General features: G+C 61.1%; 15 protein-coding genes. 10 read left to right on the forward strand and 5 right to left on the reverse strand.

What is annotated here, in order from left to right; all coding sequences use genetic code 11:
- Positions 1 to 73 precede the first annotated feature (73 nt).
- The 3 genes from CNX70_RS00730 to CNX70_RS00740 are packed head-to-tail and all read right to left on the reverse strand — an operon-like array spanning position 74 to position 2,227.
- Complete coding sequence (locus tag CNX70_RS00730) at positions 74 to 1,021, reverse strand: FecR family protein (RefSeq protein ID WP_096232663.1); 948 nt, start codon at positions 1,019 to 1,021, stop codon at positions 74 to 76.
- Positions 1,014 to 1,571 (reverse strand): RNA polymerase sigma factor, encoded by a 558-nt coding sequence (locus CNX70_RS00735; RefSeq protein WP_035823145.1) that lies wholly within the window; start codon positions 1,569 to 1,571, stop codon positions 1,014 to 1,016. Before CNX70_RS00735 ends, CNX70_RS00730 begins: the two co-directional genes overlap by 8 nt.
- Positions 1,572 to 1,573: 2 nt before the next feature.
- On the reverse strand, positions 1,574 to 2,227 hold the full coding sequence (locus CNX70_RS00740) for a secretin and TonB N-terminal domain-containing protein (RefSeq protein WP_167389593.1): 654 nt from the start codon (positions 2,225 to 2,227) through the stop codon (positions 1,574 to 1,576).
- A 267-nt stretch (positions 2,228 to 2,494) separates the two neighbouring features.
- Between CNX70_RS00740 and CNX70_RS00745 the strand changes: the two genes are divergently transcribed.
- From CNX70_RS00745 to CNX70_RS00765, 5 genes are all read left to right on the forward strand, one after another.
- Positions 2,495 to 2,860, forward strand: coding sequence for a hypothetical protein (locus CNX70_RS00745; protein WP_096232667.1), 366 nt, complete (start codon positions 2,495 to 2,497; stop codon positions 2,858 to 2,860).
- 94 nt (positions 2,861 to 2,954) lie between these two features.
- Positions 2,955 to 5,303 (forward strand): Tex family protein, encoded by a 2,349-nt coding sequence (locus CNX70_RS00750; RefSeq protein ID WP_096232669.1) that lies wholly within the window; start codon positions 2,955 to 2,957, stop codon positions 5,301 to 5,303.
- 4 nt (positions 5,304 to 5,307) lie between these two features.
- Entirely contained in the window at positions 5,308 to 5,778 is a 471-nt protein-coding gene (locus tag CNX70_RS00755) for a GNAT family N-acetyltransferase (RefSeq protein ID WP_096232671.1), read from the forward strand.
- Between the two features lie 105 nt (positions 5,779 to 5,883).
- Entirely contained in the window at positions 5,884 to 6,195 is a 312-nt protein-coding gene (gene grxD, locus CNX70_RS00760) for a Grx4 family monothiol glutaredoxin (protein WP_071074969.1), read from the forward strand.
- Positions 6,188 to 6,802, forward strand: coding sequence for a UbiX family flavin prenyltransferase (locus tag CNX70_RS00765; RefSeq protein ID WP_096232673.1), 615 nt, complete (start codon positions 6,188 to 6,190; stop codon positions 6,800 to 6,802). Before grxD ends, CNX70_RS00765 begins: the two co-directional genes overlap by 8 nt.
- Positions 6,803 to 6,945: 143 nt before the next feature.
- Here CNX70_RS00765 and CNX70_RS00770 read toward each other — a convergent pair whose 3' ends face one another.
- Both CNX70_RS00770 and CNX70_RS00775 read right to left on the reverse strand, forming a co-directional pair.
- Complete coding sequence (locus tag CNX70_RS00770) at positions 6,946 to 7,272, reverse strand: hypothetical protein (protein ID WP_096232675.1); 327 nt, start codon at positions 7,270 to 7,272, stop codon at positions 6,946 to 6,948.
- An 89-nt stretch (positions 7,273 to 7,361) separates the two neighbouring features.
- Entirely contained in the window at positions 7,362 to 7,769 is a 408-nt protein-coding gene (locus CNX70_RS00775; protein WP_034753756.1) for a hypothetical protein, read from the reverse strand.
- Positions 7,770 to 8,469: 700 nt separating this feature from the next.
- On the opposite strand from CNX70_RS00775, the gene CNX70_RS00780 reads away from it, so the two are divergent.
- The 5 genes from CNX70_RS00780 to CNX70_RS00800 all read left to right on the forward strand — a co-directional run bounded on the left by CNX70_RS00780 (position 8,470) and on the right by CNX70_RS00800 (position 13,987).
- The gene (locus tag CNX70_RS00780) at positions 8,470 to 8,874 is read left to right on the forward strand and encodes a MerR family transcriptional regulator (RefSeq protein WP_096232677.1); all 405 of its coding nucleotides are present in this window, start codon (positions 8,470 to 8,472) and stop codon (positions 8,872 to 8,874) included.
- A gap of 133 nt (positions 8,875 to 9,007) precedes the next feature.
- Positions 9,008 to 10,192 carry an isovaleryl-CoA dehydrogenase gene (locus CNX70_RS00785; protein WP_096232679.1) on the forward strand — a complete coding sequence of 395 codons (1,185 nt, stop codon included), beginning with the start codon at positions 9,008 to 9,010 and terminating at the stop codon, positions 10,190 to 10,192.
- Positions 10,193 to 10,245: 53 nt separating this feature from the next.
- Complete coding sequence (aceK, locus tag CNX70_RS00790) at positions 10,246 to 12,060, forward strand: bifunctional isocitrate dehydrogenase kinase/phosphatase (RefSeq protein WP_096232681.1); 1,815 nt, start codon at positions 10,246 to 10,248, stop codon at positions 12,058 to 12,060.
- Complete coding sequence (locus tag CNX70_RS00795) at positions 12,042 to 13,238, forward strand: acetyl-CoA C-acyltransferase (RefSeq protein ID WP_096232683.1); 1,197 nt, start codon at positions 12,042 to 12,044, stop codon at positions 13,236 to 13,238. The genes aceK and CNX70_RS00795 overlap by 19 nt, the downstream gene beginning before the upstream one ends.
- An 80-nt stretch (positions 13,239 to 13,318) precedes the next feature.
- Positions 13,319 to 13,987, forward strand: coding sequence for an SDR family oxidoreductase (locus CNX70_RS00800; RefSeq protein WP_096232685.1), 669 nt, complete (start codon positions 13,319 to 13,321; stop codon positions 13,985 to 13,987).
- Positions 13,988 to 13,998: the final 11 nt, after the last annotated feature.

A 13,998-nucleotide genomic window follows, 5' to 3' on the forward strand; every position in this document is an offset into this window, starting at 1 on the left:
TTGACAGGGAACAAGGTCCGGGACTGCAAAAGGTCATGAAAATGTCATAATTGGCGGGGCGCCAAGGCGGAGCTCAGCCGAACAGCACGATGCCGCCCGGCAGCCGCGTCACGCGCGCGCCATACGCGTCCTGGATCAGGGCGATCACGTCGTCGAGGCGGTCGAGCGAAAAGCTGGCTTGCACGCGCGTATGTTTCAAGGCGTCGCCATTGAGGATCAGCTTGCCGGGACGGTAGCGGTTCACTTCGTCCACCACCTCGGCCAAGGTGCTTTGCTTGAACACCAGCAAACGCTGGCGCCACGCGCTGACGTCGCTCTTCGCCACCGCGCGGGCGATGCCGAAATGCTCGGGCCGGTAGCGCAGCTGCTGGCCGGCCGCCAGTTCCGCATCGTTGCCGGCCTGCGCCACGCGCAGGCGGCCCGCCAGACATGTCACGCACACTTCCTGGCCGAACAGGCGGATATTGAAGCGCGCGCTGCCGGCCGATACCGTGCCGTCGCCCGCCTGCACGCGCACACGCGCCGCGCCGCGCAAGCCGGCCTGAAATTCCGCTTCGCCCGCCAGCAGCACCAGCGCCGCAGCGCCGTCCTGCAGCGGCGCCGCATCGAGGCGCGTCTGCGTATTCATCTGTACCAGCACGCCACCGTCGAGCGCCACTTCGCGCTGCTCGCCCGTGCCCGTGGCGTAGTCGGCGGCAAGACCCGCCACGGCAGGCCACAAGTCCGTCGGCGGGCGCAGCACCAGCAAGCCCAGCGAGGCGGCCACGGCACCGCCCAGCCAGGCCCGCCGCGCCGTGTTCACGGGCCGCTGCGCCCGCTTGACGGCGCACGCGGCCGGTGCCATAGCCCCCCACACGGCGCGCGCCTCGGCAAAGGCGTTGGCATGCTTGCGGCTGCGCGCGCACCAGTGGCGGAACACTTGCGCATCGCGCTCGCTGACCTGGCCCGAGGCCAGGCGCACGACCCACGCCTGCGCTTCCTTCTGGATGACACTCATGTCGTCTTCCGCTTGTTCAATCATGATGTTTAGACGTTTTTCCTGCGCCGGGACCGAAGCGCTGAATGAAATCGCGTCCCATGCGTTCGCAGCAATGTTCCAGGCCGGCGCGCAATTCTTTCTCTACCGTGCGGGCGGAAATGCCGAAGCGCTCGGCGATATCGCGGTGCGGCAACTGGTCGACGCGGGCGGCGATGACGATGGCGCGCCGGCGTTTCGGCAACTCCTGCAAGGCCCGCTCCAATTCTTCCAGTTCGGCGCGCGCGCTGAAGGTGCGGGCCGGGTCGGCCAATTCATCGGCCATCTCGTACAGATCGTCGATATCGGGCAGGCTGAGCAGACGCGCATTGTCGCGGCGTTGATCTTCCGCAATGTTGATGGCGATGCGCATCAGATAGGCGGACGGATAGCTGATCGCTTCGGGCGCGTTCATCCGTTCCACCCGCAGATACGTTTCATGCAGCGCATCATTGGCCAGGTCTTCCGAGCCCAGACGGCGCTGCAGGTGGCGGCGAAACTGTCCGTAGCGTTCCAGGAACAGCTTGCGCAAGGTGGTTTTGAGTAATTCCGGCATGCTCAAGGCGCCCCGGCCAGCAGATACGGCGCGCAATCGGCGCCCGGGTCGGGTCGCGGCGTGAGTAAAATCGTCAGCGGCTGCGGCAAGCCTGCCGGCGGCGCGTCATCCATCAGCAGGCTGCGCAGGCGCTGCAGCACGGCGCGGTCGCGCTGCGCCACGCCGCTCGCTTCCAGCACGTGCACGGCGCGCACCTTGCCCCGCTCGTCGAGCCACAGCTGGAAGGCCAGCCGGTAGCGGCCGAAAGCGTCCGGATGCAGCCGGCACAGGGCGCGCGTGAGCGAGCGCTGCAGGATGGCCGCATAGCCCTGCAACGGCGGCGTGGCGGGCGCCGCTTCGGCCGGCGCAGGCACGGGTGCCACGGGGGCGTCGGCCAGCGCCAGCAAGGTAAAGGCATTGCTGCCGCTGAAGCGCGCCCCCAGCTGGGTACCGGCCAGCAAGCGCTGCAGCGCCTCGGCCGGTGTGTAGTCGCCGCGCACGGGCGCGGCCACTCTGCCTGCCGCCAGGGTGCTGCTGACGAGCACGGAATACCCCGTCACTTCGCCAAACGCCACCAGCGCCGCATCGAGAGGCTGGGCGGGCAAGTCGAAGCGCACGGTGGCCTGCGTGCCGGGGTCATTACCGGACGCACTGGCAGCCGGTCGCGCGAATGTCATGAATGTCATCAATGTCATCAGCAAGCAGGCGGACAGGGCATTGCCCCTTGCGGTGCGGCGGTGGATTCGTGTCATTGTCCAGGGAAATCAACGAGAGCCTGCTCATGAAGTGTCTTGACTGCAATGTTGTCTGCAGAATGGCAGGATGGTAGCTTCATAAAATGACAACTGTATGACATTGCTCATTAGCGACCGGGCTGGCGTGTCATCGCTGCGACACATGACCTTGCTACGCTGAGCGCCTATTCCACCGCTCCGGGAGCCACCATGGCACGCCTGTTATCGCTATTGCTGTTGACCTGCGCCGCCATGGCCGCGCAGGCGGACGAGCACACCGTCGTCGTGAAAGCCGCCGCACCGGAGAAGGGCTGCGTGGAGGTGGAAGTGAACGGCAAGCGCGCGCAATCGATGTCTTGCTTGAGTGAAAAATTATTACCCAACAGCAACACCGTGAAGGGGCCGCCGCCTACCCTGTCCGGCGCGGAAGCGACCGTGCAGCGTCCGTCGAACCAGCTGGGTCTGTACAACCGCGCCGCCCTCGAACACCGCATGGGCAATGCCTTTGGCAAATCCGTCACGCCGCAGAGGCCAACGCCGGCGCCGCCCGCCAGCCCGCTGCTGCCGGCCCGCTGACGCTGTTGTCAACGCACAGTCCATTTGCGCTGTCAAGATTGCGCAATCGCGCCGATTGCGTATCATTCCAGGCTTGATCGCTCTGGAAACAACCATGCTGCCCACTATCGAACAACGCCTTGCCCTTGAACTTGCCGCCAAACCGGTGCAGGTTGCCGCCGCCATCGAACTGCTCGACGAAGGCGCCACCGTGCCCTTCATCGCCCGTTACCGCAAGGAAGCGACCGGCGGCCTCGACGATATCCAGCTGCGCCTGCTCGAAGAGCGCTTGCGCTACCTGCGCGAACTGGAAGAGCGGCGTGCCGCCATCGTGGCCTCGATCACGGAACAGAACAAGATGACGCCCGAGCTGCTCGACGCCGTCATGCACGCGGAAGACAAAACGCGCCTGGAAGATTTGTACCTGCCCTACAAGCAAAAGCGCCGCACGAAGGCGCAGATCGCCATCGAAGCGGGCTTGATGCCGCTGGCCGACTGTTTGCTGGACAATCCGGAACTGACGCCAGAAATGGAAGCGGGCAAGTTCCTGCGCGACGCGTTTACCAGTGCCGACGGGAATAATCCGGGCGTGGCGGACACCAAGGCGGCCCTCGACGGCGCGCGCCAGATTTTGATGGAGCGTTTCGCCGAAGACGCGACCTTGCTGCAATCCTTGCGCGAATACGTGCAAGAGCACGGCATCGTCGAATCGAAAGTGGTGGCAGGCAAGCAGGATGAAGGCGAAAAATTCGCCGATTATTTCGACTACTCGGAAACCATTTCCACAGTCCCCTCGCACCGCGCACTGGCCCTGCTGCGTGGCCGCCGCGAAGGCATCCTCGACGTCACCCTGCGCCTGGACACGGAAGCGGAAAAACCGAAATGGGATGCGCCGCACAATCCGTGCGAAGGCCGCATCGCCGTCCGCTTCGGCATCAAGCAACAAGGCCGCCCGGCCGACAAATGGTTGCTTGATACGGCGCGCTGGACCTGGCGCGTGAAAAGCTTCATGCACCTGGAAACGGAACTGATGGGCGCACTGCGCGAACGCTCGGAACTCGACGCCATCAACGTCTTCGCCACCAATTTGAAAGCGCTGCTGCTGGCCGCACCGGCCGGCCAGCGTGCCACCATGGGCCTCGATCCCGGCCTGCGCACGGGCGTCAAGGTCGCCGTGGTCGACGCCACCGGTAAAGTCGTCGACACGGCCGTGATCTACCCGCACCAGCCGAAAAACGACTGGGATGGCTCCTTGCACACGCTGGGCCGTCTGGCCGCCAAGCACAATGTGTCGCTGATCTCGATCGGCAACGGCACCGCTTCGCGCGAGACCGATAAACTGGCGCAGGACCTGATCAAGCAGCACCCGGAAGCGAAGATGACGAAGATCGTCGTCTCGGAAGCGGGCGCGTCGGTGTATTCGGCATCCGAATTCGCCTCCAAGGAATTGCCGGACATGGATGTGTCCCTGCGCGGTGCTGTGTCGATCGCGCGCCGCCTGCAAGACCCGCTGGCCGAACTGGTGAAAATCGACCCGAAATCGATCGGCGTGGGCCAGTACCAGCACGATGTGAGCCAAAGCCAGCTGGCCCGCTCGCTCGATGCCGTGGTGGAAGATTGCGTGAACGCCGTGGGCGTGGACGTCAATACCGCGTCCGCTCCCCTGCTGGCGCGCGTGTCCGGCCTGTCGGCCAGCGTGGCGCAAAGCATCGTCAGCTACCGCGACATGAAGGGCGCATTCACCTCGCGCGCGGCCTTGAAAGCCGTGCCGCGCCTGGGCGATAAAACGTTCGAACAGGCAGCCGGCTTCTTGCGCGTGATGGGCGGCGAGAATCCCCTGGACGCTTCGGCCGTCCACCCGGAATCGTACCCGCTGGTGGAAAAGATTTTGGCGGACATCAAGAAGGATATCCAGGCCGTCATCGGCGAAACGGCGCTGCTGAAAACCCTCAGCCCGGCAAAGTATGCGGATGAAACGTTTGGCGTGCCAACCATTACCGATATTTTGAAGGAACTGGAAAAGCCGGGCCGCGACCCGCGCCCCGAATTCACCACGGCCACCTTCAAGGAAGGCGTGGAAGAAATCCGCGACTTGCGCCCGGACATGATTCTCGAGGGCGTGGTCACCAACGTGGCCGCCTTTGGCGCCTTCGTCGATATCGGCGTGCACCAGGATGGCCTGGTGCACATCTCGGCCCTGTCGAGCACGTTTGTGAAAGACCCGCACACGGTGGTCAAAGCGGGACAAGTGGTGCGCGTGAAAGTGCTGGAAGTCGATGAAAAGCGCAAACGCATCGCGCTGACCATGCGCCTGACGGACAGCGCGCCACAGGCGGGCAGCAAGCCCGAGCAAAAGGGCGACCGCAACGACCGCCGCAGCATGGCGCAGCACCAGTCGCAGTCGCGCAATGCGCCCGAGCCGGCCGGCAGCATGGCCGCCGCGTTCGCCAAGCTGCGCGGCTAAGCCCATGGCCGACAGGCATGACCTCGTCATCCTGGCGGTAGACGCCGCCAGTGCCGGGGCGCAGTTATTGCTCGACGAATTGTCGGACGTGCTGCTGCGCATCAATGGCGACAGTGGCCGTTCTTCCTTCGATGTCGAAGCGGCAACGCCGCGCGGCGGCTTTTACCTGGCGCGCGATGGCGCTGGAGAACTGCTGGGCTGCGCCGCCCTGCGGCCGCTGGGCGAAGCGGAAAGCACCATAGGCGAGCTCAAGCGCATGTATGCGCGCCCGGGCTCAGCCGGCGTGGGCTCAGCCCTGGTGGCCCATGTAGAGGCGCAGGCGTGCCAGCATCACTACCATGCCCTGCACCTGTCCACCCGCGTGGCAAATGGCCGCGCCGTGGCGTTTTATGCCAAACACGGCTATGCACCAGTCATTGCCTGGGGTAAATACGTGGGCGCGGCACAATCGATCTGCCTGGGCAAGACCTTATAAGCCCCAACGTGGCTGACTTGCCCGATTTATGACTTGAGCGCATACCCGTGCCGTCGTTTTCTTATAAAATGACGGCATCTATTTATTTACCCATCAGAGGCAGCTATGAGCGACGTACAAACCTGGATCAAAGAAACCGTGACGAGCACGCCGGTCGTGCTGTTCATGAAAGGCACCGCCCAATTTCCACAGTGCGGCTTTTCCGGCCGCGCCATCCAGATCCTGAAGGCCTGCGGCGTGGAAAACATCGCTACCGTCAACGTGCTGGATGACCCGGAAGTGCGCCAGGGCATCAAGGATTATTCGAACTGGCCGACCATTCCGCAGCTGTATGTGAAAGGCGAGTTCATCGGTGGTTCCGATATCATGAATGAAATGTTTGAATCGGGCGAACTGAAAACCCTGATCGATGCCTGATAGCCAGCTTGCGCGGCCGCGCCGTATCGTCATCGCCATCACGGGCGCCACAGGCGCCGTGTATGGCTTGCGGCTGTTGCAATTGCTGGTCGCCATCCCTGGCGTCGAAACGCATCTGGTCTTGTCGGATGCGGCCGTACTGACCCTGCACCAGGAAACGGGCGTGGGGCGCAAGGACATCGAAGCGCAGGCGCACGTGGTGCACAAGCTGCGCGATATCGGCGCGTCGATCGCCAGCGGCTCGTTTCAATCGGATGGCATGGTCGTCGCGCCGTGCTCGATGAAGACGCTGGCGGCCGTGGCGCATGGCTTGTCGGATAACTTGATTACGCGGGCCGCCGATGTGGTGCTCAAGGAGCGCCGGCGCCTGATTCTGATGGTGCGCGAAACGCCGTTCAACCTGGCGCACCTGCGCAATATGACGGCCGTGACCGAAATGGGCGGCATCATCTTCCCGCCATTACCCAGTTTTTATCACCACCCGCAGAGCATCGCGGAGATGGTCGACCATACGGTGGCACGCGTCATCGACCTGCTCGGCATCGAGCACGCCCTGGCGCCGCGGTGGCATGGTTTGAAAATCCCAGATCCATCAGCAACAAACTGAAAAACTACACACGTCACGATACCTGACAAAAGCGTAGCGAGCGGAAGGAAGAGGTGGTCGAGAAGCGCAACCGTACTGTAGTACGGTGAGCATCGCAGACCGCCTATGCCGACGCGCAGTAGCTTAGCTCAGGCATCCACCACTCAGCGCTTGTCGAACTGATGGGCACTGGCCTGCTTTAAATCCCTGGCTTCTTCAACCATCCTGCGGTGGGCGATCCGTTTGCGCATCACTTCCGCATGTTGCGCGGCAGTCATGGGAGGCACGGTCATCAAGTCCTTCAGCTGCGCGGTATTGCTGTAGTTACTTTTCATAAGACGGCTCAAATGCTCGGCTCCGTAGTGGATGAACTGGCTGCTTCTGCTGTGATTATGCGCTGGTATTGGCTGCCGCGCCGCTGCGTACGGGATTATTGTCAAATAATTCCGCTGCAGCGCAACATGCGAGGTCTTATTGTGCGGCAAAATCATGTCTCCAGTATGACGCTGCGCAAATAAAAGGACAGGGAGAGCACCGCCAGCGAAAAGCGGACGGCGCCGGCCGGGGAGGGTCTGAATGCTTACTTTTGGTAGTTGACTCTGACCAGCATGCGAATAAATTCACGCGCGATTTGACGATGATGTTCATCCAATCTTTGCAAATCGGCAATTAATTTCACATCGGCAGACTCAAAACGCGATAAAGCGCTGCCCGCTTCGCCATTCGGCGTGGCGCTTTCCGGGCCGCCAAACCGCAACCATTCCGCCGGAACGCCCAACCATTGGGCAATCATGCGCAATTTCTCTTGCGTGGGAATTGCTTCACCTACTAACCATTTCCTAGCTGCATGCACGGTAATCGGGCGTCCGTCGAAACGGATGTTGAATTCCCGGGCCAGTCTGGTCGGGCTGTCTGGAGAGTAATGGGCGTTTTTGAGAGCCAACTGAAGTCGTTGGCTGAAGCTTTCGCGTTCGTTAGAAGAATTCATAGGTGTACTATTTCATGTTGTAACATGAAAGTCAGTTTCTTGAATGACCATACAGATTGTTACATTTGAAAAGAGTATAAATTAACAATTAACACTCCGGCCAGGCTTTTCAGGTGCAAAAGCGGTCCAAATTTTCTCTTGTGATTCTGTGTGGCTTCGGTTCAAATTCGCGGCTGGCCTTGATTTTCGCACTGCAGCACGATTCAAAGCCTCGGTTTGGCATTACAACGTACGGTATCGGATAATGCCCTGCTCCACCGATACACGCAATGCCCATGTCATACAATTTCTTGTAGACAAAGTTTTCAGAAGGGCCATTCTGTTTTCAATATGGAAATAACCAATACAACGTGCTCATAGTGAAACGTTGTTTTTTGATCGTGCCTACTGCCCAAAAAATTTTACTGCCATCGCAGCGAAAAGAATGTCGCCGTTATGCCAGGAAAGCTCTTTTTGGTGTCATCTTGGCCACCAACTCTCGATCTTAAGCGTGTTTGCGCAAGAAGAATCAATTTATTTTCAGTAACTGTTGTCTTATTCACCAAATTTCCCTCTCCACACACGTTTTTTTCTTTGTTGCAGCACGGGCAGGGCACGCTACAATAGTATTGACGTTGACGTAAACGGCACTTTGCCACCATCTGCCCGGCAGCACCCATCTATCGACCGATCACCCATGCAACCGACACCGCCCGCAGCAATGACGACCTATACCATTACCGAACTGGCGCGGGAATTCGACATCACGGCACGCGCCATCCGTTTCTATGAAGACCAGGGCTTGCTCAGTCCGAAGCGCGAAGGCGCAGGCGGACGCAGCCGCGTCTACACGCCACGCGACCGCACCCGCCTCAAACTGACGCTGCGCGGCAAGCGCCTGGGCCTGGCGTTGTCGGAGATCAAGAGCCTGGTCGACATGTACGAGTCGCCGAAGGACACGCGCGCGCAAATGGACCGTTTCCTGGGCGTGCTGGCGCAGCACCGGCAGACGCTGGAACAGCAGCGCATCGATATCGAAATGGCGCTGGCGGAAATCAGCGCGCATGAAGACGCGTGCGCGCACATGCTGGCGGACTTGAACCTGGATGAGGCGCAAACCAACTAGACATCGATGCGGTGGCGCTTGCCATGCGCGCTTGACGCGTCTCACTTTACGTTTACGTAAACGTCACAACTGAGTATCATAGCTTCACTGACCCGGCACCCATGACCGCCACACTTATAACGACGAGGACGACATGCTCCATCTCCCAGGCTTGACCTTTGACCACGGCGACGACATCGCATCGCTCAGAGTAGCGATCCAACAATTTGCCGCCGCCGAAATCGCGCCGCGCGCGGCCGAAATCGACCGCACCGACCAGTTCCCCATGGATCTGTGGCGCAAGATGGGCGACATGGGCTTGCTCGGCATCACCGTCAGTGAAGAATACGGCGGCGCCGGCATGGGCTATCTGGCGCACATCATCGCCATGGAAGAAATCTCGCGCGCCTCGGCCTCCGTCGGCCTGTCCTATGGTGCCCACTCGAACCTGTGCGTGAACCAGATCAAGCGCAACGGCACGGCCGAGCAAAAGGCGAAGTACCTGCCGAAACTGATCACGGGCGAGCATATCGGTGCGCTGGCCATGTCGGAGCCGAACGCGGGCTCGGACGTCGTCAGCATGAAGCTGCGCGCCGACTTCAAGGGCGACCGCTGGGTCTTGAACGGCACCAAGATGTGGATCACCAATGGTCCCGATGCGGACGTGCTGGTGGTGTACGCGAAAAACGACCTGGAAGCGGGCGCGCGCGGCATGACGGCGTTCCTGATCGAAAAGAATTTCAAGGGCTTTTCCATCGCGCAAAAGCTCGACAAGCTGGGCATGCGTGGCTCGCACACGGGCGAACTGGTATTCCAGGATTGCGAAGTGCCGGCCGAAAACGTGCTGGGCGGTCTGGGCAAGGGCGTCAACGTGCTGATGTCGGGCCTCGACTTCGAGCGCACCGTGCTGTCCGGCGGTCCGCTGGGCATCATGCAGGCCTGCATGGATCTGGTCGTGCCTTACGTACATGACCGCAAGCAATTCGGCCAGGCCATCGGCGAATTCCAATTGATGCAAGGCAAACTGGCCGACATGTACTCGACCATGATGGCGTGCAAGGCCTATGTGTATGCCGTGGGCCAGGCTTGCGACCGCGCCACCACGCCGGAAGCCGTGCGCCAGTTGCGCAAGGATGCGGCCGGTGCCATTCTGTATAGTGCGGAGAAGGCGACCTGGATGGCGGGCGAAGCGATCCAGGCCCTGGGCGGCAACGGCTACATCAACGAGTATCCGGCCGGCCGCCTGTGGCGCGATGCCAAGCTGTACGAAATCGGCGCCGGGACCAGCGAAATCCGCCGCATGCTGATCGGCCGCGAACTGTTTGCGGAAACCAAGTAAGCACGGGCGCGCGGTTATCGACTGGGTGATGCGCCATTCATGCGAGCACAACTATGACGCACATTGCCTTCCCCAAATTGCTTTCTTCCCAGATTGCATTCGATATCGCGCGCACCATCCGCGATGGTTTTGACAAGCATTACCGTCTGTTCCGTGAAACGAGCCAGCACGCCAAGCGGTATTTCGAGCAAGGCGCCTGGAGCGAGGCACAGACGGCGGCCCGCGAACGCATCGACTTTTATGACAAGCGCGTGCAGGAATGCGTGCAAATGCTCGAAGATGAGTACGAAGAGTCGGAGTTGAACGACGAAGTGTGGCGCGAACTCAAGCTGCACTACATCGGCATGCTGACGGAACACAAGCAGCCAGAACTGGCGGAAACCTTCTTCAATTCCGTCTGCTGCAACATCCTGCACCGCACTTATTTCAATAACGACTATATTTTCGTGCGTCCCGTCGTTTCCACGGAATACATCGAGACGCAAGACCCGGTGCCCACCTACCGTGTGTATTACCCGGGCAAGGATGGCTTGCGCCTCACCTTGCTGCGCTTGCTGAGCAACTTCCAGCTGGACTGCGCATTTGCCGACCTGGAGCGTGACGTGGCCCAGGTGGAAGCGCGATTGCAGCAGCTGTTCGGCGGCGACCGGATCGAGCCTAACCACCAGCTCCAGGTCTTGACCAGTTTGTTCTACCGCAACAAGGGCGCCTACCTGGTCGGCAAGGGTATCAACGGCAACCGAGAATATCCGTTTGTCGTGCCCATCCTTCACAACCGCCATGGCAAACTGGTGCTCGACACGGTGCTGTTCGAGCATCAGCAGATTGCCGTGCTGTTTTCGTTTACACGCGCCTATTTTCTGGTCGATATGGAAGTGCCGTCGGCCTATGTGCAATTCCTGCGCAGCTTGCTGCCACGCAAACCGCGCAGCGAAATTTATACGATACTGGGCCTGCAAAAACAGGGCAAGACGCTGTTTTACCGCGACTACCTGCAGCATCTGAAACACTCATCGGACCACTTTGAAAGCGCGCCCGGCATCCGCGGCCTGGTGATGCTGGTGTTTGCCCTGCCGTCGTTTCCGTATGTCTTCAAGGTGATCAAGGATTTTTTCCCGCCGCCCAAGGAAACCACGCGCGCGCAAGTCCAGCAAAAGTACTTGCTGGTGAAACACCACGACCGCGTGGGCCGCATGGCCGACACGCTCGAGTATTCCAACGTGGCCTTTCCCCGCGCCCGCTTTTCTGCGGAACTGCTGGCCGAGCTGAAGCAGTTCGCCCCCTCGCTGATCGAAGAAGACCAGGAGCAGATCATCATCCGCCACCTGTACATCGAGCGGCGCATGGTGCCGCTGAACATGTGGCTGAGCAATGCCGAAAAGGAAGGCCGCGCTGACCTGGTGGAACACGCCATCATCGAGTACGGCAATGCCATCAAGGAATTGGTGGCGGCGAATATTTTTCCTGGCGACATGCTGTATAAAAACTTTGGCGTGACCCGTCATCAACGTGTCGTTTTTTACGATTACGATGAAATCGAGTACATCACCGATTGCCAGTTCCGCGTCATTCCCCAGGCGCGCACGGAGGAGGAAGAAATGTCGGCCGAACCGTGGTATCCCATCGGCAAGCACGATGTGTTTCCCGAACAATTCGGCACCTTCCTGCTCGGCAATCCACGCATCCGCACCTATTTCATGCAGCACCATGCCGACCTGCTGACGGCGCAATACTGGCAGGCGCGCAAGCAGCGCATCGAAGACGGCCATATCGAGGACGTCTTCCCGTATCCGCAGCACCTGCGTTTTTGTAAGCAAGCACCTTCCCACCCCCCAACCGGAGATCCAACATGCATGATCCAGTCGTAATCGTCGGTGCCGCGCGCACCCCCATGGGCGCCTTTCAGGGCGATTTTGCCAACGTCACCGCCAGCGACCTGGGCGCCGTGGCCATCCGCGCCGCCGTCGAACGGTCCGGCGTGGCGCCGGATGCCGTTGAACACGTGTTTTTCGGCAATTGCCTGATGGCCGGCCAGGGCCAGGCGCCCGCGCGCCAAGCCTTGCGCAAGGCTGGCTTGCCGGACTCCACAGGTGCCGTGACCCTGTCGAAAATGTGCGGCTCGGCCATGCAGACGACCATGTTCGCGCATGACACCTTGCTCGCCGGCAGCGCCGACGTGGTGGTGGCAGGCGGCATGGAATCGATGACCAACGCCCCTTACCTGGTGCCGAAGGCGCGTGGCGGCTACCGCATCGGCCACGGCATGATCTATGACCACATGATGATGGATGGCCTGGAAGACGCCTACAGCCGCGATGAAAAAGGCAATGCCCGCTCGATGGGCACGTTTGCCGAAGAGTGCGCCAGCCAGTACAGCTTCACGCGCGAAGCGCAGGATGCGTTTGCCATCGAATCGGTGAAACGCGCGCAAGCGGCCACCAAGGATGGCAGTTTCGAATGGGAAATCGTGCCCGTGACCGTCTCCGGCCGCGGCGGCGACACCATCGTCAGCATCGATGAAGGCCCGCAAAAGGCCCGCCTGGAAAAAATCCCTACCTTGAAAGCGGCGTTCAAGAAAGACGGTACCATCACGGCCGCCTCGTCTTCGTCGATCAACGATGGCGCGGCAGCTCTGGTGCTGATGCGCGAATCGACGGCGAAAAAACTCGGCTGCACCGTCATCGCAACAATCCACGGCCACGCCACGCACGCGCAGGCGCCGAACGAGTTCACCACGGCTCCTATCGGCGCCATCAAAAAGCTGTACGCGAAAACGGGCTGGAGCAGCAGCAACGTCGACTTGTTCGAAATCAATGAAGCGTTCGCCGCCGTGCCGATGGCCGCCATGCACGACCTCGACATTCCACACAGCAAGATCAACATCCACGGCGGCGCGTGCGCGCTGGGCCACCCGATCGGCGCCTCGGGCGCGCGCATCATCGTCACCCTGCTGGGCGCCTTGAAGAAAACCGGCGGCAAGCGCGGCGTGGCGGCCCTGTGCATCGGCGGCGGCGAAGCGACGGCGATGGCGATCGAACTGGTATAAGCTGCTCTGTTGACGACAGGCGCGCGCGGCATGAACACGTTTGCTGCGCGCCTTTTCATTCATTACTCAGGGAGAAAGACATGCCTACCGCATTGATCATCGGCGCCTCGCGCGGCATCGGCCACGCAATCGTCCGTCAATACCGCCACGCTGGCTGGCGTGTCATCGCCACGGCGCGCACGCCGGACGCCTGCGATGCCCTTGCGCAACTGGGCGCGGAAGCGCATCAGCTCGACGTGACGGATGTGGAAGGCTGCGCAGCCCTGGGCTGGAAGCTCGACGATGAAAAGCTCGACGTCGCCATCCTCAACGCGGGCGTGTATGGCCCGCGTCACGACGGTTCCCCCACGCAAGAAGATTTCGATGCCGTCATGCACACGAACGTGCTGGCAGCCATGCGGCTGCTGCCGATCCTGGCGCCGCTGGTGGCGTCTGCAAAAGGGAAACTCGCCGTGCTGTCCTCGCACATGGGCTCCCTGAGCGAACGGGGCAACCCCAGCGGTTCGCTGTACCGCGCCAGCAAGGCCGCCTTGAATTCCGTGCTGATCGATACTAGCCTCGTGCATGGCCCGCAAGGCGTCAGCTGCGTGGCCTTCCACCCGGGCTGGGTGCGCACGGACATGGGCGGTACCGGCGCCGATATTTCGCCCGAGGAAAGCGCTGCCGGCATCCGCGCCACGCTGGCCAGCCTGCCGGTTACGGACAAGGCCGTGTTCCGCAATTACGATGGCAAGCCCATCGCCTGGTAATTCCCGCATCC

This window comes from Janthinobacterium svalbardense, from assembly GCF_002327145.1.
Taxonomy (GTDB): domain Bacteria; phylum Pseudomonadota; class Gammaproteobacteria; order Burkholderiales; family Burkholderiaceae_D; genus Janthinobacterium; species Janthinobacterium tructae.